Source organism: Vibrio sp. 1069, from assembly GCF_033340555.1.
Map to the genome: position 1 here is coordinate 53,033 of NZ_JAWOWP010000011.1, position 22,534 is coordinate 75,566.

At 43.1% G+C, this 22,534-nt stretch carries 20 protein-coding genes; 13 read left to right on the plus strand and 7 right to left on the minus strand.

Annotated features, from left to right (window positions below; translation table 11 throughout):
- Nucleotides 1-122: 122 nt before the first annotated feature.
- A complete protein-coding gene (locus R7040_RS16380) occupies nucleotides 123-350 on the minus strand; it encodes a hypothetical protein (protein WP_005377125.1) in 228 nt (75 codons plus the stop codon).
- Nucleotides 351-826: 476 nt separating this feature from the next.
- Here R7040_RS16380 and R7040_RS16385 point away from each other — a divergent pair, with 476 nt between their 5' ends.
- Together R7040_RS16385 and R7040_RS16390 are read left to right on the plus strand one after the other, a co-directional pair.
- Nucleotides 827-2,446: a sensor histidine kinase gene (locus tag R7040_RS16385; protein WP_318081234.1), complete on the plus strand. Its 1,620-nt coding sequence runs from the start codon at nucleotides 827-829 to the stop codon at nucleotides 2,444-2,446.
- Nucleotides 2,443-3,129, plus strand: coding sequence for a response regulator (locus R7040_RS16390; protein WP_206970894.1), 687 nt, complete (start codon nucleotides 2,443-2,445; stop codon nucleotides 3,127-3,129). Before R7040_RS16385 ends, R7040_RS16390 begins: the two co-directional genes overlap by 4 nt.
- 91 nt (nucleotides 3,130-3,220) lie before the next feature.
- Here R7040_RS16390 and R7040_RS16395 read toward each other — a convergent pair whose 3' ends face one another.
- Together R7040_RS16395 and R7040_RS16400 are read right to left on the minus strand one after the other, a co-directional pair.
- Nucleotides 3,221-5,356, minus strand: a complete 2,136-nt coding sequence (locus R7040_RS16395; protein WP_318081233.1) for a TonB-dependent siderophore receptor — start codon at nucleotides 5,354-5,356, stop codon at nucleotides 3,221-3,223.
- A gap of 99 nt (nucleotides 5,357-5,455) precedes the next feature.
- Nucleotides 5,456-6,421 carry a helix-turn-helix domain-containing protein gene (locus R7040_RS16400; protein ID WP_005387160.1) on the minus strand — a complete coding sequence of 322 codons (966 nt, stop codon included), beginning with the start codon at nucleotides 6,419-6,421 and terminating at the stop codon, nucleotides 5,456-5,458.
- 537 nt (nucleotides 6,422-6,958) lie between these two features.
- Between R7040_RS16400 and zwf the strand changes: the two genes are divergently transcribed.
- The 4 genes from zwf (at nucleotide 6,959) to R7040_RS16420 (ending at nucleotide 11,415) form a co-directional block, all read left to right on the plus strand.
- Complete coding sequence (gene zwf, locus R7040_RS16405) at nucleotides 6,959-8,461, plus strand: glucose-6-phosphate dehydrogenase (protein ID WP_017634563.1); 1,503 nt, start codon at nucleotides 6,959-6,961, stop codon at nucleotides 8,459-8,461.
- A complete protein-coding gene (pgl, locus tag R7040_RS16410) occupies nucleotides 8,458-9,174 on the plus strand; it encodes a 6-phosphogluconolactonase (RefSeq protein ID WP_005387158.1) in 717 nt (238 codons plus the stop codon). The genes zwf and pgl overlap by 4 nt, the downstream gene beginning before the upstream one ends.
- Before the next feature lie 38 nt (nucleotides 9,175-9,212).
- Nucleotides 9,213-10,661 (plus strand): decarboxylating NADP(+)-dependent phosphogluconate dehydrogenase, encoded by a 1,449-nt coding sequence (gene gnd, locus R7040_RS16415; RefSeq protein WP_005377160.1) that lies wholly within the window; start codon nucleotides 9,213-9,215, stop codon nucleotides 10,659-10,661.
- 226 nt (nucleotides 10,662-10,887) lie between these two features.
- Nucleotides 10,888-11,415: a hypothetical protein gene (locus R7040_RS16420; RefSeq protein ID WP_005377161.1), complete on the plus strand. Its 528-nt coding sequence runs from the start codon at nucleotides 10,888-10,890 to the stop codon at nucleotides 11,413-11,415.
- A gap of 10 nt (nucleotides 11,416-11,425) precedes the next feature.
- Here the strand turns inward: R7040_RS16420 and R7040_RS16425 are convergent, their stop codons facing one another.
- Nucleotides 11,426-11,629: a hypothetical protein gene (locus R7040_RS16425; RefSeq protein ID WP_005377162.1), complete on the minus strand. Its 204-nt coding sequence runs from the start codon at nucleotides 11,627-11,629 to the stop codon at nucleotides 11,426-11,428.
- A gap of 578 nt (nucleotides 11,630-12,207) precedes the next feature.
- Here R7040_RS16425 and R7040_RS16430 point away from each other — a divergent pair.
- Nucleotides 12,208-12,345 (plus strand): hypothetical protein, encoded by a 138-nt coding sequence (locus R7040_RS16430; protein WP_005377165.1) that lies wholly within the window; start codon nucleotides 12,208-12,210, stop codon nucleotides 12,343-12,345.
- A gap of 61 nt (nucleotides 12,346-12,406) precedes the next feature.
- On the opposite strand, the gene R7040_RS16435 is transcribed toward R7040_RS16430, so the two are convergent.
- Nucleotides 12,407-14,173, minus strand: coding sequence for a sigma-54-dependent Fis family transcriptional regulator (locus tag R7040_RS16435; RefSeq protein WP_318081232.1), 1,767 nt, complete (start codon nucleotides 14,171-14,173; stop codon nucleotides 12,407-12,409).
- Nucleotides 14,174-14,412: 239 nt separating this feature from the next.
- Here R7040_RS16435 and R7040_RS16440 point away from each other — a divergent pair, with 239 nt between their 5' ends.
- A complete protein-coding gene (locus R7040_RS16440; protein ID WP_017634560.1) occupies nucleotides 14,413-15,933 on the plus strand; it encodes an aldehyde dehydrogenase family protein in 1,521 nt (506 codons plus the stop codon).
- 126 nt (nucleotides 15,934-16,059) lie between these two features.
- On the opposite strand, the gene exsE2 is transcribed toward R7040_RS16440, so the two are convergent.
- Both exsE2 and exsC read right to left on the minus strand, forming a co-directional pair.
- Nucleotides 16,060-16,365, minus strand: a complete 306-nt coding sequence (gene exsE2 / locus R7040_RS16445) for a T3SS regulon translocated regulator ExsE2 (protein WP_054728556.1) — start codon at nucleotides 16,363-16,365, stop codon at nucleotides 16,060-16,062.
- Between the two features lie 8 nt (nucleotides 16,366-16,373).
- Complete coding sequence (gene exsC, locus R7040_RS16450) at nucleotides 16,374-16,820, minus strand: type III secretion system regulatory chaperone ExsC (RefSeq protein ID WP_005377174.1); 447 nt, start codon at nucleotides 16,818-16,820, stop codon at nucleotides 16,374-16,376.
- 388 nt (nucleotides 16,821-17,208) lie between these two features.
- Between exsC and R7040_RS16455 the strand changes: the two genes are divergently transcribed.
- From R7040_RS16455 to sctC, 5 genes are all read left to right on the plus strand, one after another.
- On the plus strand, nucleotides 17,209-17,622 hold the full coding sequence (locus R7040_RS16455) for a YscW family type III secretion system pilotin (protein ID WP_054579559.1): 414 nt from the start codon (nucleotides 17,209-17,211) through the stop codon (nucleotides 17,620-17,622).
- Nucleotides 17,623-18,231: 609 nt separating this feature from the next.
- On the plus strand, nucleotides 18,232-19,092 hold the full coding sequence (locus R7040_RS16460) for an AraC family transcriptional regulator (RefSeq protein ID WP_005377191.1): 861 nt from the start codon (nucleotides 18,232-18,234) through the stop codon (nucleotides 19,090-19,092).
- A 148-nt stretch (nucleotides 19,093-19,240) separates the two neighbouring features.
- Nucleotides 19,241-20,221 (plus strand): T3SS regulon anti-activator ExsD domain-containing protein, encoded by a 981-nt coding sequence (locus tag R7040_RS16465; RefSeq protein ID WP_025768113.1) that lies wholly within the window; start codon nucleotides 19,241-19,243, stop codon nucleotides 20,219-20,221.
- 12 nt (nucleotides 20,222-20,233) lie between these two features.
- Nucleotides 20,234-20,662, plus strand: coding sequence for a YscB family type III secretion system chaperone (locus tag R7040_RS16470; protein ID WP_017821346.1), 429 nt, complete (start codon nucleotides 20,234-20,236; stop codon nucleotides 20,660-20,662).
- Nucleotides 20,659-22,533 (plus strand): type III secretion system outer membrane ring subunit SctC, encoded by a 1,875-nt coding sequence (gene sctC, locus R7040_RS16475; protein WP_064353990.1) that lies wholly within the window; start codon nucleotides 20,659-20,661, stop codon nucleotides 22,531-22,533. The genes R7040_RS16470 and sctC overlap by 4 nt, the downstream gene beginning before the upstream one ends.
- The last annotated feature ends 1 nt before the right edge of the window (nucleotide 22,534 follow it).

Sequence of the window (22,534 nt, forward strand, 5' to 3'; positions counted from 1 at the left end):
CTTTGTCGTAGAGTATTGGCTCTAATATAAAGGATTCGTAACTGCGTGTTAAGTAGGAGGGAAAATTGGGCAGTAGTATGCGCCCAGTTATATTTGTGCTGGGCGCGGGAGATGTTACAAATTTATTTCGTATATGGACAGTGAAACTCCGCTCTCCACTCGAGCTGACGAGAACCTCGCATCGTATTCAATAGATCTTTTCCACTCATTTGAGGGAACGATAACAGGACTTTGAGATCAGAAGTACCGCCTCCGTTTTTTTCATAAGCCCTGACGTGTGTAAATGTTGAATACATATTCTCTGACAGCATCGCCTTATTCAGGCATATTCCAAAGGTATCGCGTTCCATGTTTGGTGTTCCTTCTAACTATAAATGCACCTCTGTTTATAGTTTTCCAGTTTTCAGATGGTGTCTAAGTGTTTGTCATATAGTCAGTATTTGTGTTTTGTTTTATTTTTGTCCAAACCACTGACATCAATGTTGAGCTTTTAATAGACTTCCAGCTTCACTGCTTTCAAACCGAAACTCTCATTGGTTTCGTTGATTAAAAATTATACGTTGTAAAGTCTAAAAACGCCTCAAAAACCGCTAAAATCGATGTGATCGCGATCATGATTTTAAGGGCAATTTATGTATGGAATTGAGTATCAGAGAGGAATGCTAAATTTGGTGAATGGTTGTAATTTTATGTTTCAGCTCGTCGATTAATTAACCGTAAACTCTGCGGTTTGTTTGCCTTCCTCACAGATTTATCACCGCGACAACGTCATGCTGTTAACTGAGTGTTAACGTTACGCTCAAGAGTGAATCACAAGGATGTATCAATGAGTTGGAAAACCATCAGCTTTCGTAAGCGGATGCTCATTATCATGACGCTATCGGGGTTGATAGAGCTGTTATTGCTTGTCGCCGCGGGGTTCACTTATCTCAAAATCAATCAAGAGCAAGAAATGGGAGAAAAAGCACTGGGTGTTGCCCGTTTTTTAGCGGACTCAGCGGTTGTTCGTGAAATGATCGAAACCCAAAACCCCCAGCCATACCAACTTCGCTTTAGAGAATTAACCGAAGCCATAGGTGCTGCATTCATCGTTATTGGCGACCATAAGGGAGTACGCTTAATCCACCCTGTTGATGAGCGGTTGGGCAAGCCAATGAGAGGTGGCGACAATCGTCGAGCGCTAGAACAGGGGTTGTCTTATGTTTCGACGGCACAGGGCTCGTTAGGTTATTCAGTTCGTGGTAAAGCTGCGATTTTTGACGAGCAAGGGAACATTATTGGTGTGGTTTCAGTTGGCTATTTGCTCGACCGACTGCAAGACCGCATCGAACCATTTTTGGCCTTTTTGATTTTAATGGTCATCGTAGTTGTCGTCGCTAATGCCATGGTATCCAATTATGCGTCGAGAAAGTTTCAGCGCGCCATTTTAGGCTTTGAGCCTGAAGAGATAGGGCGGTTGTACGGCGAATTAGAAGTGACGATGAGCACCATCAAAGAGGGCGTGTTAAGCATTGATGCCCAAGGGATACTTCGCTCGATAAATCGTAGTGCCTGCCAGATTCTCGGTATTGATAGAGAATCAGCGCTTAATAAACCTTTGACTGATACGCTGCGTGATAGCGATCTATATACAGTGTTAGAAAGCGGGCAGGAAGATCATGATATTGAAATATTCCTTAATCATAAGCGCCTGATTGCAAATCGCTCTCCAATTTATGTTGATGGAAAAATCGTGGGGGCGGTATCGAGTTTCCGTTTAAGGGATGAAATTAATGATCTAACCGAGCAGCTATCACAAACCAAGGAATATGCAGATTTGTTACGTTCGCAAACCCATGAGCATCGAAATAAGCTCAACACCATTAGTGGGCTAGTACAAATGGGTGAACTTGATGCGGTGCAAAAGTTAATTGGACAAGAAACCGCACACTATCAAGCAATGATTGAGTTTTTAAGAGATACCGTTAAGGACCCGCTAATTGCAGGTATGTTGCTTGGAAAAACTGAACGTGCGCGCGAGTTAGGCTTACAACTGATGGTTGAGGAAGGTAGTCGTCTGGAGCCCCTGCCTGAGTGGCTAAATTCGGAAGATCTTGTCACAATTTTGGGTAATTTGATTGATAACGCTTTCGATGCCACGTTAACTTCAATTCGCGATGAATCAAATGTTGCGTCAGAACGCAGAAACATTGATGTGTCCGTTAGCGATTACGGAAATGAAGTGATACTTGAGGTGATAGATCATGGCTGTGGCCTCCCAAAAACAATGGATCCACAAACATTATTTACAAAAGGCGTTTCAACGAAATCTCGTCAAAATCGAGGTGTTGGTTTGCACCTTGTCAATCAGCTTGCTACTCGATATCACGGCCATGTTGAGATGATACCCAATACAAATTATGGGACAAGAATAACGGTGTATTTACCCAAGGAAGAACAATTATGAGTATGGCGACTCGCGTAATGATCATTGAAGATGATCTGGCTATTGCTGAGCTTCACCACAAATACTTAAGCCAACTGACAGGTTTGGAAGTGGTCGGAATTGCGACCACGAGAATGGAAGCGGAAATGCAACTCGACATTCTTAAGCCAGATTTGCTATTGATGGATGTCTATCTTCCCGATGGCACAGGGCTTGAGATACTAAATACACTGCGTGCAAGTAACCAAACGTGTGATGTCATTTTGATTACAGCCGCAAGGGATGTCGATACATTACAACAGGCGATGAGGGGTGGCGTTGTCGATTACCTGTTAAAACCAGTTATGTTTCCACGCTTAGATGCCGCACTGAAAAAGTATGTGTGCCAACGCCAACAACTAGACATCGTAGAGAGTTTGGATCAGAACCTCGTTGATAAAATGCTGCAGTCTCACGCCAATCAAGACAACTTGCCGAACCGATTACCGAAAGGGATTGATGGTGTAACGCTAGACAAGATCAGAGAGTTGTTCCCAAATGGCAGTGTACTGACCGCTGATGAGGCAGGCGAAAAGATCGGCGCGAGCCGAACAACGGCGAGGCGCTATTTGGAGTATCTTATCACTACTGGTGAACTAGAGGCTGATTTAAACTATGGGTCGGTAGGTAGGCCGGAAAGGTGCTATAAAAAAGTGACAAGGTAGCGTTTATATTGATGCTCTATGCAAAATAAAAAGCGATGGCTTGTTGTAGAAACCATCGCTTTACAAATTACTGCTGTTCCGTTCTAAGAGGTTAGAAGTTGTATTCTAACTTCGCTTCGATAGAGCGCTCAGCGCCAAACCAACAGTTATTTTTGTCGTAACAAGAATAGTATTCTTTATCGAATAGATTGCTTGCAGAAAGCGTGACGCTAGCCCCTTTCATTGATTCAGATACCGTTGAGAAATCGTAACTTGCTGCTAAATCAAACAAGGTGTAGTCCGGTACTTTTTGACTATTCTGTGCATCAATTTGTGCTTCTCCGACATAGCGAACGCCAGCACTGGTACGAAGGCCTGAAAGATTTCCTTCAAAGAAGTAATTTGCCCATAGAGAGGCCGTTTGCTCAGGTACCCAAACCGGCGTTTTACCTTCTTGGTTGTAATAACTGTCCTCGGTAATCTCCATATCGGTATATGTATAGCCTAGAGTGAAATCAGCTTGTGCTGTGGCTTGCCATTTTGCCTCAAGTTCAATACCTTGTGATACCACTTCGCCCGCTTGATAGTTCGGTGCATAAGGATTATTCGGATCGGTCAAGATCGCGTTTTTCTTCGTGATATGGAAGAGTGCTAAGTTACCTGAGATATCACCAGATAATGGTGCGTATTTAAAGCCTAACTCCCATTGATGACCGGTTGATGGCTCAAATGCTTTACCAGAAGAGTCAGCACCCGCAATTGGCTCAAAACTTTCCGAGTAAGTAAGATATGGCGAGAGACCAAAGTCTAGCTCATACAAACCACCGACTCGGAAAGATACGTTGTTATCGTCTAACTCTTCCTTGCTGTTGGATACTGCTCCTAGATAATCGCTAACGGCGTCTGTATTTGAATCGTATTTATCCCAACGAAGACCTGCAATCATTACAAGTTGGTCGTAACGAACTTGATCTTGGAAATAAACGCCAATCTGCTTCGTTTTGATATCTAAGTTTTGTTTGTATTGGAAATTCAGTGCATTACGATCAATGCTGTTGTGGTCAGGATTAAAAATGTCCTGAGTTAGCGAATACCCAAGCGTGTCTTTGTATTTTACATCTGAATCTAGATACTGATAATCAAGCCCGAACAATAAGTTATGTTCAAAATTTCCTGTTTTAACGTAGCCAGATAGTTGGTTGTCAATCACAAAGGATTTGGACTTTTCATCGGTTAAATAGGCATTTCGACCAACGGTACGGTTATCCGCTTCAAGTGCACCGTTATATGTGTTTTCCTGATAGGCATCGGCGGTCATGTAGCGGGCATTCTGTAGAAATTGCCAATTGTTGTTAAAGTCGTGTTGGACTTTGTAACCCATCATCAGAACTTCGCGTTCGTAAGTGTTCCAGTCCTCATCCCCTAAATAAGTGCTTGGTGACATCGAGCCAAGTGGGTTTTTAATCACTGAGCCAGATGCAGGCACAGTCGTGTAGATACCTGCTGATGGATCATTTTGATAGTAAACATTCACGTTCACTAATGTGCTTTCTGTCGCTTGCCAATTGAAAGATGGGGCGAGTACATAACGTTCATCTTCAGACGTATCGGCTTGACCATCTCGCTGTTTTGCCAGGCCGACGATACGGTAATCCACATTAGAATCACCAATTTGTCCTGTGGTGTCGAACGTCAGTTCTTTTAGGCTGTTAGTCCCTGTACTAATCGAGACAGAGTGCGAGGGTGTTGACTGAGGCGCCTTGGCGATAATGTTGACCATACCTCCTGGTGGAATATTGCCGTAAAGAACAGACGTTGGCCCTTTAAAAACCTCGATTTGCTCAAGAGCAACGGAATCGACCTGCGGTTGAAGGTTCCAACCGTTGTACAGCAAAGGAAGACCATCATAAAAGTTGGTGTAGTTAATAAAACCACGAATATTGAATAGGTCAAGTCGGGAAACGGCACCACCACGCAATTCTGTATTTACGCCAGGCGCATAACGCAATGCTTCGCTCACCGAGTTTACGCCGCGTAGGTCCATGTCATCTTTAGTGATTACCGTGATCGCTTGCGGTGTTTCCTCCGGTTCTAAAACGGTTTTAGTTGCGGTGTTTCGGTATGTTTCTCCTAGCACCGTAATCGTTTCGTGTTGGAATACGCTCTCAGTCGCATTGGCGTGGCCAGCGAGCAATGCGGATACGACGATAGCAACCGCTGAACGATGAAATCGAATCGGACTTTCCATATTTATAAATTCCACTACTTTTTCTATTTATTGATAATGATTGTTATTTGTATTCTATATTCAAAGAAATAGGAAAAGTTAACAATTTGGTGCAAAACACTAATCTTTGGAACTTATTCTTCTGTTCTTAGGTTTTAAAGATAGCGAGTCGTTTGGCTCGACAGGAATCCAATACTGCATTTGTGCTTGTTCGCTATCAACATCATAACCTTCTGGATAAAGCTCTAACTCATAACCATCGATAGCATGATAATTAGAGTAGGGTAGCCAATGTAAAATAAACCATTCCAGCGTTGAGGCGAGCTCTGATGCTTTGCCTATGTGTGTAATGACGGCGTAGGTTTGCTCAGGAACAGCCAAGAGGTCTAACCCCGAGTTGGAAGAGTTCGTTGATCTTGGTGCGTTTGCTGTTGGACTGCACTCATAACCTGCCCAATACTCAAGTTGTTGGTTGTTTGAATACGCTTGAGTCACATCAATCACGCCAAAGTAACTACTTTCCGAATTGTTAAGGTTTTCAGATGAATAAAGACGTGACCAAAGTGACGGTACTTTGGATTGGAAATCGGGCGTAGCGGAAAACAATCCGTGAATAGGTTCATGATAACCAGCAAGTTCAAAAGCCGGTTTTGTTTCTATTCGAACTTCAATAAAGCGCTGATGTTTTTTCTCTTCTTCTGGTGTCTTACGCAGCGTCAAAGGTTGCCTCAACCCGGAGAGTTGTTGCGTTTTTCGATATTCGCGGGGGCTTTTTGAAAACATATTCCTGAACGCTCGGCTAAATGCGTGTTCAGATGTAAATCCCATTTCTATCGCTATATCTAACGAGCGGTCAGAAGTATGGATTAAGCGCTCAGCCGCAAGGCTAAGTTTAAGCTCTCTGATGTAGTGAGCGACGGATACGCCAGTGTGTTGTTGAAATACGCGTTGCAGTTGCCAGCGCGACCAACAACTTGCTTTCGATATTTCATCTACGCTCAGAGTGCTGTCTAAGTTGGTGTGAATGTAGTCAAGCACCGATTGTATTCGGTTTATGGGATGTGGGTTAATGGCGCTTGATTTCATGGCGTTCTACTTTCACATTAATAGTGATTTCATTATCTTTAATTGAGTATCATTATCAATAGGGTGATGAAATAAAAAGTAAGTAACACAGATCACGATAAAACTGTAATGGATTGCAAGGATGAGTAATTATTGCCCATATTAGAGTTTTTGCTTAAATTTTGGGGCGTTCAGATGAAACTTTTTTTATCAATAAAATACAATCGCTTATGACGTTTTGTGCAACTTATTTAAACGTTTGCACTGGCAAGTGTTGATGTAAATCAAATAGTCGTAGACAATATTGCCCCGTGTCGGACTCTCCTCCAGCGAGTACAGTGTGTACTTTTGAGACATAAGTGACTTAAATGACCTCAATACGTCGTGTTTCCAAGAATCGGAAATGCAACTTCTTGAGGTTCTTTGGGCCCATAGACTTTACCTATCAACGTAATAGGTAAGACCAATTTTCTATTTTGAGGTGCCGTTGATAGGGTTGGCTCATTCTCTAGCCGTATCCGGGCACACAATAAGTACCTCGTTTTTAAGGGAAAGATGATGGTAATACCAGAAAACAGCAGCATCGTTATTTTTGGTGCTTCAGGTGACCTTACGTACCGTAAGCTCATTCCTGCTTTATACCACCTCTACGCGAACAAGCAGCTTCCAGAGAATTTTGCCATTCTGGGTGTAAGTCGCACTGAATACAGTGATGAGTCTTACCGCGCGAAGCTGAAAAAATCGCTTCAGGAAATGGAAAAGACTGAACCAGAAACGCTTGATGCATTTATTAACCATCTGCACTACCAAGCAATTAATACTTCTGACACACAAGATTACGGTAAGCTATCTTCTCGCTTAGACCAACTTGCGGACGAATATCAATTCGAGCAACGCAATACGCTTTTTTACTTAGCAACCCCACCAAGTTTATACAGTGTGATCCCTGCAAGTCTTGCAGCACATGGTCTTAACAGTGAAGAGGATGGCTGGAAACGCCTGATCATTGAGAAACCATTCGGCTATGATCTTGAATCGGCGCGTATTCTGGACAAAGAAATTCACGAGCACTTCCAAGAGCATCAAATCTACCGAATTGACCATTACTTAGGTAAAGAAACGGTACAAAACCTACTTGTGCTTCGTTTCTCTAATGCGATGTTTGAGCCGCTTTGGAACCGTAACTTCATTGATTACGTTGAAATCACAGGCGCAGAATTCCTTGGCGTAGAGGAGCGTGGTGGTTACTACGACAACTCTGGTGCTGTGCGCGACATGTTCCAAAACCACTTGCTACAAGTATTAGCAATGGTAGGTATGGAACCACCAGCGCAAATCAATGCAGACTCGATGCGTGATGAAGTGGTAAAAGTGCTTCAATGCCTAAAGCCATTAGACGAAAACGCTCTGCGCAACGATCTAGTATTAGGCCAATACACGGCGTCTGAAGTCCGTGGGCAAAGCCTACGCGGCTACCGTGAAGAGCCGGGAGTTGCAGACGATTCTCGTACAGAGACTTACATCGGTTTGAAAGCGTACATCAACAACTGGCGTTGGAATGGCGTGCCATTTTACGTGCGTACTGGTAAGCGTCTTCCAACACGCGTTACTGAGGTGGTTATCCACTTTAAACAAACACCGCATCCTGTGTTTGGTCAAAACGCACCAGAAAACAAGCTGATCATTCGTATTCAACCAGACGAAGGCATTCAAATGAGCTTTGGCTTGAAAGAGCCAGGCGCAGGCTTTGAAGCGAAGGAAGTGAAAATGAACTTCCATTACGCTGACCTGCAAGAAACGCAAATGCTAACGGCATACGAGCGTCTTCTACTTGATGCTTTGAATGGTGATGCTACGCTATTTGCACGTAGTGATGCGGTGGAAGCGTGCTGGCAATACGTACAGCCAATCTTAGATTTTAAGCAAGATCCACAATCCCTCTTCGGGTACGCATGCGGCACTTGGGGGCCTAAAGAGTCAGATGACTTGTTACAGCGTGATGGCCGTGCTTGGCGTTTCCCATGTAAAAACTTAACAGATACGGATTACTGTGAACTATGATCAACCATAAGATCTACCAAACAGCAGAACAGGTAGTTGAAAGCCTAGCTAACGATATGAAAGCGTTTAGCGAAATGGGCAGACCTGTTCACATCTCTCTTTCTGGCGGCAGCACTCCTAAAATGCTGTTTAAACTACTGGCTTCAGAGGCTTACGCAACCTCCATTCAATGGGAAAACCTCCACTTTTGGTGGGGTGACGAACGTTGTGTTGCCCCTGACGATGCAGAAAGCAACTACGGTGAAGCGAACACATTGTTGTTTAGCCAAGTAAATATTCCTGCAGAAAACATTCACCGCATCCGTGGCGAAGATGAGCCTAAAGCAGAAGCCGAGCGCTTTGCAAAAGAGATGGCAGAGGTAATCCCGAATGAAAACGGCACACCTGTGTTTGACTGGATCTTATTAGGCGTTGGTGCAGATGGTCATACAGCTTCTCTGTTCCCTGGCCAAACGAATTATGATGATGCGAACCTATCTCTTGTGGCGTCGCATCCTGAATCGGGCCAACTTCGTGTGTCGAAAACCGCACGCGTATTAGAAGCAGCGAAACGCATTAGTTACTTAGTGCTTGGTGCAGGAAAAGCGGACATTGTTGAAGAAATTAACAGTTCACCAGCACACGCACTGCCATACCCAGCGGCTAAGATTCAAGCGAAATCGGGCCTAACTGAATGGTATTTAGATTTAGACGCGGCAGCAAAAATTGCTTAAGACGCTGCTCGTCGATGAAATAAAATTGGAGAGAAACAATGAAAGGTGATATCGGTGTAATTGGCCTAGCAGTAATGGGTCAAAACCTTATCCTAAACATGAACGATCACGGCTTTAAAGTGGTTGCTCACAACCGTACTGCTGCTAAAGTAGACGAGTTCCTGGAAGGTCCAGCAAAAGGCACGAACATCATCGGTGCATACTCTCTAGAAGAACTAGTAGAGAAGCTAGAAACGCCGCGTAAAGTAATGTTGATGGTTCGCGCTGGTGACGTTGTAGACAAGTTCATCGAAGCGCTAGTACCTCTGCTAGACAAAGGCGACATCATTATTGACGGTGGTAACACTAACTACCCAGATACAAACCGTCGTGTTGCTGCACTACGTGAAAAAGGTATCCACTTCATCGGTACTGGTGTATCTGGTGGTGAAGAAGGTGCGCGCTTCGGTCCATCTATCATGCCTGGCGGTGCTGCTGAAGCATGGGAAGCGGTTAAGCCTATCTTCCAAGGTATCGCTGCGAAAACTGACGCTGGTGAGCCATGTTGTGACTGGGTTGGTAACGATGGTGCTGGTCACTTCGTTAAGATGGTACACAACGGCATTGAATACGGTGACATGCAGCTTATCACAGAAGCTTACCAGTTCATGAAAGACGGTCTTGGTATGTCTGCTGACGAGATGCAAGCAGTATTCGCTGATTGGAACAAGACTGAACTAGACAGCTACCTTGTTGAAATCACGGCTGACATCCTTGGCTACAAAGATGAAGACGGTGAGCCTCTAGTTGAGAAGATCCTAGACACAGCAGGCCAAAAAGGTACTGGTAAATGGACTGGTATTAACGCACTAGACCTAGGTATTCCACTAACACTTATCTCTGAGTCTGTATTCTCTCGTTGTCTATCTGCACTGAAAGACCAACGTGTTGAAGCTGAATCTCTATTCGGTAAGACAATCACTCCTGTTGAAGGCGACAAGCAAGAGTGGGTTGATGCACTACGTCAAGCGCTACTAGCTTCTAAGATCATCTCTTACGCTCAAGGCTTCATGCTAATGCGCGAAGCATCGAACGAGAACGGTTGGGACCTAAACTACGGTAACGTAGCCCTAATGTGGCGTGGTGGTTGTATCATCCGCTCTGCGTTCCTAGGCAACATCCGTGATGCGTACGAAGCGAACCCAGACATCGCATTCCTAGGTTCTGATGAGTACTTCAAAAACATCCTACAAGGCAGCCTAGCAGCATGGCGTAAAGTAGCAGCGAAGTCTCTAGAGTCTGGTATCCCAATGCCATGTACGATTTCTGCGCTATCTTTCCTAGACGGTTACACAACAGCTCGTCTACCAGCGAACCTGCTTCAAGCTCAACGTGACTACTTCGGTGCTCACACTTATGAGCGTATTGACCGTCCACGTGGTGAATTCTTCCACACTAACTGGACTGGTACAGGCGGCGACACAGCGTCTACAACTTACGACGTGTAATCGTTTTAAGTAAACCGACTAAATATAAAGATATAAAGGGATGCCCAAGTGGCATCCTTTTTTGTGTCTGTAAGATATTGGTAGATTTAAAAGTTACATTAAACGTTGATTCGTCACGCACTTCTCAGAAATGGGAGAGCATGCATTTGCTAGCAGTTTAATATTTCTCTTCGAAGAGTGAAGCTAAGCCGCTCTCTGCCGTCTCCTCAACTATAAGGTAATAGAAATGACACAACAGAAGCATCCATTTCACACAGCTTTCGTGTTGCTTATGTTCATATTACTGATTACTTACTCCATCTATCGCCTTTATCATCATTTCGTTTTCGAATCTCTACCGCTTCAGCTCAGTAGTGGTTTTCAAGTGGTCTACATTGATGCGTCATATGTTTTAAGTATCGCAAGCTTACTCTTGTGCCCTACATTATTGGTCTATATTTTATTTGATCGAATGACTCAGTTAGTCAAAGTGCCGATTAAAGTGATAACTATAACAATTGTCTTGTCCCTTATCGTTGCTATTCCAGGTCAAATTTTTGAATTTGGGCGATTGAAGTATATTGCAGAAAATAATGGTTACTCAGCGTGTCCACCTTTCACAATTGCATCAAGCGGAATGTTTGTAGAAGCTATGGTAAAAGAAGAAAAATACTGTATAGAACCAGAAATTAATCGTATTGGTATGTATGGTTATTTTCACGAACTCGAACGGATTGATAACTATATCAAGTCACACAGAAATGACATTCAATAGAAAAGAGCGCCTAGGCGCTCTTTTCAGTGGTCGTTTTCTTGTTTTGATAAAACCTGTCTTTTAGGTAGAGAATTGCACTGACCACAAGAGCCACTAAAGAAACAGTGAATAGGGCGTACATGCTGAGAATCCATGCGAATGTGGCCGTCAAGAATGCAATGAAGGAAAACATTCTGCTGAAAGACATCACATGGCCAAGTTTGTTACTTTTCATAAACGCCTCCCGAAGCTAAGTGGGGATAGACAATTGTGGTCATATACCACACTTTTAATTGTCTGCTCTTTTGGGACGTTTCACACAAAAAAGTGGCTAAAGATTTCTCAAAAAAGGTGAAATATTGAACTGGTAGACAAATCGTTAAACTGAGTTGCACAGATATGACTTCGGTTGTCTATCACTTCAAAGTTTTTAACTACACAGATTAAGGGCATGTAGCGCTATTATTATCGTATTCGAACTCTACGATACACAATTGCAAGTGAACCTACACTCGTAAGCTCATCCCTGTCGTCAGTTACAGTAAAAGCTTTTTTCTCTGTTTAACAATACCTTAGTAACGACGGGCAATTAAACCCGTTTTTCGATCGAAACTCAGATTGCACAAAAGGTGAAAAAGAGTGCTAGGTAAGCCTTTAAACTACGCCTATAATTAGCGCCCACATGGAGGATGTTTATTATATGAACATCCTTTATTTTTTGAAACTAGCAACAAGGATCCAGTAAAACATGTTTTTCTGGTTTTGTTTACGTCGACCAAGAAGGTAATTAACACAGCAAATTGAGGTTCTAAGATGACTCTTAACAAGTACTTTGTTTTCATTCCAGCAGAATTGGAACAGGAAATGCACAAGGACAATCAAGTGATCTCTGAGAAGGAAACTCAACGTCAGGCATTAGTAAAACAGGCACAACAACAAGGCGGCCTGTAAGCTAGGTTTCAAAGAGAAAGAGCACCGCAACGGTGCTCTTTTTGTATCTGAGGTCGTAGAATTAACTTAATATGCCAAGGCTTTTCAACTTTCTGTAAATGGTATTTCGGCTCACACCAAGCATACGAGACGTTTTGCTAATGTTCCCCTGGTTGGCTTGATATGTTTTGAGCAACTTATCTTCGACGGTTGCACGCAGTTCTGAAGTTGGTTCAGCGGATGCTGCCCCTTCTTGAGCTTGGCTGAGTTTCTTACTTAGGTGGGCTGGGACGTGTGTGAGTTCCAATATTTCTTCACCTTGCGCCATTAAGGCGGATACTTTGATTAAACTATCGAGTTCACGCAAATTTCCTGGCCATGAGTAAGACAGCATCAGAGAAAGTAGGTGAGGGCAAAGCTGTTGTTCAGATTCGGCGTGACGCCGATGAATGTTCTCAATCAGTTGTCGTTTATCTTCACGCTCCTCAAAGCGAGGTAGCTCAATGATCAAGCCATTAAGGCGATAATACAAATCTTGGCGGAACAATCCTTCGCTGACCAAATGTTCCAGATCTTTATGCGTGGCTGCAATGATTTGCGTATCGACTTGAATGCTTTGGTTGGAACCCACGGGAAGCACGGTTTTATCTTGCAATACATGGAGCAATCGGCTTTGAGCTTCCAAGGGTAAATCTGCGATTTCATCTAGAAACAAAATCCCTTTGTGTGCTTGGCGAATTTTTCCCTGATAGCCTTTGCTGTTTGCGCCAGTAAAGGCACCGGCTACGTAGCCAAATAATTCAGATTCAACCAGATCTTTTGGTAGCGCTCCGCAGTTGACGGAAACTAACGGTCCCGTTTTTCTCTGGCTGTTTTTATGGAGTGCTTTCACAAACTCGTTTTTGCCAACACCAGTCTCTCCGAGAATCAACAAACTGATGTCTTTATCGATGACGCGATTGGCTTGCTGCCAACAGTGCTCAAAAGCGGAGTCGCCATAATGAAGATCATTGGACGCCGCTACAGCACGAGACTTGACCTTGCTATCTTTATCGGTAAGCGGTTTTGTTTTGAAAACGAAAGGGTGCTCATTTCCCCGAGTGGATAGAATGTCGTCTAAGGATTGCCCAATGATACTTTTTTGCGCAAAAAGTTGAGAGGCTACTTGATTGTGAGCCAAAACTTGTCCGTCTTCATTTGCAATGATAATTCCTTGCCAACCACTATTCAGTAAACCTTTTTCGCACGCTAAATCCACACGAATATGCCCTTGTGGAATCAAGTTAAGTAGTTGATTCTCCACTTGCTGGACCATGTTTTGTACTAGTACTTGCGTTGAGAAGTCATGTCTCTTTTGCTCGCTCGTAATATCTAATACGCCAATGAGGTTACCAAGATGATCGAAAATAGGATTAGCCGAACAGCTAATAAAACGATGGTGTTGGATAAAGTGCTGATCACCAATAACAGAAACGGGCTTTGCTTCAACCAAGGCTGTACCAATAGCGTTGGTGCCTTTGACCTTTTCTTGCCAGCATGCACCAGAGCTTAGCGAGATTTCCGTTAACTTTTCACGAAATCTAGGCTGTCCCCAACTGCCGATGATGACACCATCTGAATCCGTCAAAATTAAGCGACTGTCGCTATGAGCAAATAGCTGATTAAACAAAGGGAGCGCAAATTGAGTGACTGCCTCTAGCAAAAAATTGAGTTGGTGACGCCTATCTTGGAGCGTCGCTGGCGTTACTCGAATATCTTCAGGGCGTCGACGCTGTTTTAAACCCGCTTGTTCACTTCTGACCCATGAAGTTGAAAGCCAATTGTTATCGCTAATATGTTGAAGTTCCATGACTGTACCATTTTGTCACAGTGAGGGTGTGCCATTTTGGAACACTTGAACATTGGTGTTCACACCATACATCCGCTCAAACATCGCTCACTTGGTTTGTTATCGCTTGGTAATCATAGTTTTACATTTAATTAACAACAAGTGTGGCGTAGTTGGCGTGTGACTTGCGTAATGCTCTTTGTGAACAGTGCGATACGACACTGCAATAACACATTGAACGAGAAACAAAAGGAAGAGTTATGATCTATGCACAGCCAGGTAGTGAAAATGCCATTGTTAACTTTAAATCGCATTACGATAACTTTATCGGTGGGGAATGGGTAAAACCAACGGGTGGTGAGTACTTTGACAATATCTCACCAATCAACGGACAAGCGTATTGTAAAGTTGCTCGCTCTGGCGAGGAAGATATTAATTTAGCACTGGATGCCGCGCACAACATCAAAGCAAAATGGGCCAAAACTAGCGTGACAGAACGTTCGAACATCTTGCTGAAAATTGCTGACCGTATTGAGCAGCATCTAGAAGAGCTTGCAGTTGCAGAAACTTGGGAAAACGGCAAACCAGTTCGCGAAACCCTGGCGGCAGATTTACCTTTAGTAGTGGATCACTTCCGTTACTTCGCTGGCTGTATTCGCGCACAAGAAGGCAGTGCGGCAGAACTGGATGAGCACACCGCAAGCTACCACTTCCCAGAACCGATTGGTGTGGTTGGTCAAATTATTCCGTGGAACTTCCCAATGTTGATGGCGGCTTGGAAACTAGCACCGGCACTAGCGGCGGGTTGCTGTGTGGTATTGAAGCCAGCAGAGCAAACCCCAACGTCCATTCTGGTTCTGATGGAAAAAATCGGTGACCTTCTTCCTCCTGGTGTCATCAACGTTGTAAACGGATATGGTTCTGAAGCGGGTCAAGCATTAGCAACCAGCAACCGCATTGCGAAACTCGCGTTTACCGGGTCTACGCAAGTTGGCAACCACATTCTGAAATGTGCAGCAGACAACTTGATCCCATCGACAGTTGAGTTAGGTGGTAAATCTCCAAACATCTACTTCTCAGATATCTTCGATTACGAAGATGAGTATCTTGATAAGTGTATCGAAGGTACGTTACTTGGTTTCTTCAACCAAGGTGAAGTTTGTACTTGTCCATCTCGCGTACTGGTTCATGAAGCGATTTATGACAAGTTTGTAGAGAAACTGACGGAACGTGCACAGCTGATTAAACAAGGTAATCCGCTCGATACCGATACTCAAGTTGGTGCTCAGGCTTCTCAAGAACAGTTTGATAAGATTTTAAGTTACCTGGAAATCGGCCGTGAAGAAGGCGCAAAAGTGGTCTTTGGTGGTGGAGTGTCAGAACAGCCAGAGTCTATCAACCAGGGGTACTACATTCAGCCAACCATGTTGGAAGGCCACAACAAGATGCGAATCTTCCAAGAAGAAATCTTTGGCCCAGTGATCGCTATCACCAAATTCAAAGATGAGGCTGAAGCGTTGGAAATCGCAAACGACACTGAATATGGCTTAGGCGCAGGTGTTTGGACACGTGATGCGAACGTTGCATATCGTATGGGCCGTAATATTGAAGCTGGCCGGATCTGGATTAACTGTTACCACGCTTACCCTGCACACGCAGCGTTCGGTGGTTACAAAAAATCGGGTATCGGGCGCGAAACGCACAAGATGATGCTGGATCACTACCAGAACACGAAGAACTTGCTGATTAGCTACAGCATCGACCCGTTAGGCTTCTTCTAGTGAAACTAAGTAATTAATAAAGAAAAAGCAGTATGAATCAAAACCCCGAATCTTCGGGGTTTTTTATTAGCGTGAGCTTGTCGGCTGAAGGGTAACTTAGGTGTTTAACCTGCTTATATTGTGATATCAGGAACGTTGAATTATCGCCACTTTTCGTTCCATAAGCTTTTCTACGGCGGCGTTTTGCTTGTCAATATTGAGTTGCGGATCAAAATCCAAAACGCGATTGCAAGATTCGAGACTGGCAAATTGATTTAAACATTCACCAAGCTCTCTTTTAGAGCTTGTTCGCGTCATGCTGCTGTCTGATGAGGAGAGTAGGGTGACTTTACGGCCATGAAACGTTCCTTGCGGCACTGCATCACTTTGCTGCGCTTGTTGAACGTCATGAACCGATGAATTGGTGTATGTGGATTGGATGTCATTGGACATAAAGACACCTAAACTCTCAAGTCTAAAGTTTGTGGCATCGGTGGTGCCTCATCAATGGTTACATGAGAAGACAATAACGCTTCCCACGACTCGCTGTGCGTCAGCAATTCTGCTAAAGCTGTTTCAAAATATTCGTAATCCAGTCGCCTAATGTTAATGAGTCGGTTTAAACATAGGACATGTCGGTGGTTATCTAAACTAAAAAATAACTGGTGCTCAGGCCAGTGATAATTAAAGGCCAAGAAAGAGCGATAGAGATCGGAATTTACAATTTGAAGGCCAACAATCTCAGCTTCGAGCTGCAAAGTGGTCGATTCAGGATGAAAGATGATATGCACCCTTAGATTATCATCAAAGGCTAAGCTTACTTCATTTTCCGTTAGATGCAGTGCAGGCAAGCCTATTTGATGAGCAAACTTTAGCAAAATCTCATCGATAGTTTGGCGTGCTGACATAGGAATAGTCCCTTTTGAAATTTTATCAAGGAAAATATTAGATGTATCTCTTCATGTTTATCAATATTAGTCGGTTGTTATTATATTTTGGCTTTTAAATGTGTTGAGAGAAATAGAAAGATAAAAGTAAGTGTGTTCAGATGCATATCTCGATGGCAATGATATATATGAATATCACTTTTCTCTAATGAACTTCAATTAAGGAAGGAATGAAAGAGAGCAGAAACTGTTTTTGAAATTACAGTCCATGTTAACTACGTGTTGTTGAAAAATGCGATTTATTGTCCGCTTGTAGTATAAATATAAGTTGATCTTTTATATTTTTACATAAAGAATTGTGTGAATTTCAAATGAGCTAGATTATATAAAATAAGTTTATGGGGTCATAATGAACAATTCTATATGGGCTGGTTTTATTGGGTTATTCATACTGAGTGGGTGCAGTCAGACTGTGTCCGTTAATGGGGTGGATGGCTTTGATACACAGAGTCAGGCATCAGTCTATGGTTGGGTTTCTGTCGACGGCTACTTTCCACCTTCGATTACTTCTCTTGAAGTGGAAATATGTAAAGTTATTGATAATCAATGTCTTAAGTCGGCATCTCAGAGCTACCAAGGCGTTCAGTTGCCTGTGCAGTATTCGTTTTTAATTGCACCAATTCAAGCTGGTGAAGGAAAAATGAAGATTATTGGAAAGCTTTATTCAAACGGTGAGCTCGTTGCTGAAAAAGAAAAGAACTATTTATTTTTAGAGGGAAATAAACAAGAAAACTTGATTCTTGTTCCAAAAATAAACAGATAAAATTTTAAGCACTACATTTTTATTAGAATTTTCTAATTTATAAAAATAAAGACCATATCTTTCCTTTTGTGAAAGATTTGTTGTCTTTTATAAACATTAATTACATGACTTTGAAGTCATCGGGTCAGTTGTTTTTTAGACTCATACTTGTTGCAAAAACAGTATTTTTTATGATTATATCTCGCTCCTTGAACACGTTGGCTTGGCGTTTTAGGCTATAAAACATACATTTTTATGATTTTGGAAATTTAATTTTGTTCTCGAAACGATGCCAAAATCTATTTAATTGTATTCTAATGTATAACAAAACAACCAAGCTTAAATAACGAAATGATATTTAAGTTTTGGCTAATGATAAACGCTATCTGATAAAAATAATAAAGACGGACAGCAGAAATTTACTAAGTCAAACTTTTACCTTTAGGTAAAGGTAATGCTTGGGTTATTCGCTAATTATTCGGGGGGTATGGTAAGTGATAGAACTTCTATGCTCTTTTCTTTGCTTCTTTAATTCATACAGCAGTACTTAGAAATAACAACAATCAAAGTAGTGCTTTGAAAGTTTCTCAACATTTGCACTGAGAAACTCAAAATAATGAAGGGTAGAAAATGGATGTGTCAGGCCAACTAAACTCAGAAAGGGTCGACTCGAGTTCACGAAAAATTCGTAGTTTTTCCTGCTATGAAAAATCTGACGAAGTATTTCACTCAGACCAGTCTCACATTGTTGTCGTTCACAATGGTCAGCTTCGAGTTCAAACAGGTGATTGCACAATCGATGTTGCTGCAGAAAATGGGGTATTTCTATCCCAAGGAGATTACTTGTTAGAGTACTCTCCGCTAGATGGGGCATACAAAGCGTCGATTATTGCCTACGACAATGAACTCGTTAGTCAGTTGCTGCAAAAACACAGTGATCTCTTGATGATGCTGCCTAAGGTAGACAAAGTTTGTTCTGGTTTGTTTACTTTTGGTTTGAACATACTCGTTGAACAAGTGCTTTCTAGCATGCAGACGCTTGAGCAACAAGCGTACCCTGATGCCATTATGTGCCTAAAATACGAAGAACTACTCATTCTCTTGCTACACAGCAAAGGAGGAGAATCACTGTATGCGTTGCTGTCACAACAAACAAACCGTACGTCGGAACGGTTACGTCGGTTTATGGAACAGCATTACTTAAAAGAATGGAAGTTGACAGACTACGCGCAGGAGTTTGGTGCCAGCTTAACCACTTTTAAAGAGCTTTTTAATGAGCACTATGGCATTTCTCCAAGAGCCTGGATCAGTGAGCGTCGACTACTGCATGCTCATAAACTGCTGTTGACGAGTAAGATGAGCATCGTAGATGTGGCGATGGAGGCAGGGTTTTCCAGCCAGTCTTACTTTACGCAGAGTTACCGTCGTCGTTTTGGAACGACCCCAAGCCGCGTACGTTCGGGAGACGATCAAGTGGCTATCGCGAAATGAAATGACTTGGGACTAAAATTTTCTGACTAATTTTGAAAGTCACTCACCAGTGTAAATTCTATTATGTATCGTGTAACAACGAACGATTAAAAATTATTACATCTCTTTCTTTCTGGATTGTTCGAAAGGGGTGCGGAGACGAACATAAATGAAAAAGCAGCATTGGCGACGCCGTTCGCTTTTTCCAGACAGCATAGTGACACAGCGGAAAGTGACTGTTTTACAAAGAGGAGCTCGTTATGAAAGCGCCTCGAAACCAACGCAGGATCTCAATGTTGTGCACGTCAATCACCGACAATTGTTGAGTGAAGGCGTCATAAATTATGAGCAGTTATCTTTACTTCAACGCTTGTTGGATAGAAATGTCGTCGATAGCTTGTGCGCTAGCCAGTTAGTAAAAACGTATCAAAAACTTGGTGCTTCGATAGACCGGTTTGCCATGCGTTTATTTTTGGAAATTGGATCGCAGCTCAGTGATAGCAGCACAATCACAACGTTCGAACAAAGGCTGGACTACATCAACTCTCGTCTGGGCTTTCGCTTTAATTTGGCTGTCCCAAAAACGTTGATGCTTTGTTTCCATTTATCACTCAACGAGTGGATTAACCGACAAGTCGATCAAAGTGCTCTTCATGCTTCGATTAAAGTTGAACAACTTATCAATCAACTCGATATTCAGAAGGAGTATTGGTCGAAGCTATCAGGGGAAGACACCAGTGCCGTCTTTGTTCAACAGCAACTCGATCTCATTAAGAGCCAGCAGCATCAACTTAAAAAGCAACTTGGGACGTTAAGCGAACAACAGTTGCAAGTGATTGAATGTCATCGTTCGTTAATTGAGAAGTGGCAACCGTCTTTAGACGAGCTGAAAGGGTTCGCGGAGTACACCTCTACAACCGAACAATTTATTTCTGAGTGGAAAAATTGGTGTTCGGAAGTGCGACTTGAGGCCCCCGAGCTGAACGAAGTTTGGGATGCATGCGATGTGGTTTACAACGACCAAAATGCGGTTGCGAAAGTATGGCAATGGTTCAAGAACATGCAAACTGTTGGTGATATCGATCACTACTATTTTGATACTCAAAGTGGTCAGTGCGGCCAGGCTTGCAATCACCTCAGCCAGATCTAAATAGGGCGTTAAATGTTAGATAAGATGATGAAATCTTTAGCGGAAGCGCTAAAGGTAGGGGATTTTATTGCCTCAGAAAATGGTTCTTACAACATCGAGGTTGACCAGTTATCACTGACCATCAAGCAACATGCGTCATGGATTTTATGGGAAGCGACGTTACCCTTCCAGTTTAAAGAGCATCTAGATTATCAACAAGAACAAGCGTTACAACGTTGCATGCAGCTCTCATTAAAAACCATTCGTGAGGATGGCGGCGTACTGACAACCAATGATGATCAGCAATTGATTTTGCAAAGTAAAGTAAGGGTTGAGGACTGTTCGGTGGAACGGTTCTCTGCTTTGCTTTCTAAGCACGTCAATCTATGCGAACGTTACATTGCATTACTGGAACAAGCACGCGTGAACCACACAATCAACCATACAGTGTGGTTACCATGATGCTAAAAATCTTTCCCAACATTAGGCGTGCTGCAACAAAGGCATTGTTATGCGCAGTGAGTGTTGTTCCTTTGGGATACGCGCAAGCAACAGACTTACACTGGCCCGAACAACCGTTCCGCTACTATGCAGATAACGACTCATTAAAAGAGTTGTTGAATAACTTCGGTGCAAATTATCGTGTCTCGGTTTCTGTTAGTGACAAAGTCAACGATCGAGTGAATGGGCGTTTTACCCCTGAAGATCCCGCGGAATTCCTCGATTACTTATCGCAAGTGTACAACTTGATGTGGTATTTCGATGGTGCCGTCTTACATGTCTATAAGGCGACAGAAACTCGCTCACGTTTACTTCAATTGGAATTACTTACGGCTAGAGAGCTACGCAGTACGTTAATTTCCACCGGCGTTTGGGATTCTCGTTATGGTTGGAGAGCCGCTGAGAGCAAAGGGTTAGTCTATCTTGCGGGTCCTCCACGTTATGTCGACTTAGTGGTACAAACGGCGGAGGCATTGGAAACGCGCTTGCTGCAGAAATCGAATTCAACCGACGAATTATTCGTTGAGATAATTCCTTTGAAGTACGCTTCTGCAACGGATAGAGAAATTGCATATCGAGATCAGACAATTACGGTCCCGGGCATCGCATCGGTGTTAAAACGGGTCGTGTCTGGTGTTCAAACGCAAGTGGCGAGTGCGTCTAGCAAAGAAGTTACCAGTCCAGATAAGCCTGTAAAAAGTAATAAAACCGCCTCAGTTCATGGTGGCGCAACAGTTGAAGCAGAGCCGGGCCTTAATGCGATTATCGTTCGTGATACTCAAGCACGATTACCGCTCTATCGTAAACTGGTCGCGCAATTAGACCAGCCGCAATCAAGAATTGAAGTCGCGCTATCGATTGTCGATATCAGTGCCAACGATTTAAGTCAGTTAGGCGTGGATTGGCGAGCAGGAGTGTCTGTCGGAAACAACCGCATTGTCGATATCAAAACAACAGGTGATGTGAATTCGGGGGATGTGACGCTCGGCAGTGGACAGAACTTTAAGTCCTTGCTTGATTCAACCAACCTAAATTACTTGCTGGCTCAAATTCGTTTATTGGAATCCAAAGGCAGTGCTCAAGTGGTTTCAAGACCAACATTGTTAACTCAGGAAAATGTCGAAGCGGTACTGAACAACAGCAGCACGTTTTACGTCAAGCTGGTTGGTAAAGAAACCGCAGCGCTGGAAGAGGTCACGTATGGCACGTTACTGAGAATTGTCCCACGTATCGTTGGTGATAGATTTGCTGCACGACCTGAAATTAACCTGAGCCTTCATCTCGAAGACGGTGCAAAGATCGCTGATGGTGGCGTCGATGATCTTCCTTCCGTTCGTAAAACTGAAATCAGCACCTTAGCGACGGTTAAACAAGGGCAAAGCTTACTTATCGGTGGTGTGTACCGAGATGAAGTGAGCCATCAGTTACGTAAAGTGCCATTGCTAGGAGACATCCCATATTTAGGCGCGCTGTTTAGAAGTAATACCAATACTAAGCGCCGCACAGTACGAATGTTTATTTTAGAACCTCGAATTGTTGTGGATGGTATTGGCGATAGTGTGTTGATTGGCAACGAATATGACTTGCGACCAAGTATAGGCAGGCTTAACAACATCTCCAACAATAGCGCTGAATTTAAATCGGTAGTGGAAGTATATAGCTGCACATCGAGGGTTCAGGCCGAGCGCTATCAACAAGACTTATTGTCACAGAAAAAGTCGTCTCAATTAACGCAGTGCCAATTACCAACAGGGCAAAAGGGTTGGCGGGTGAAAGTATTGGAATGTGATGACTCACAAAGTGAGTGTGTGCGCCCTTCAGAGGAGTCTTAAC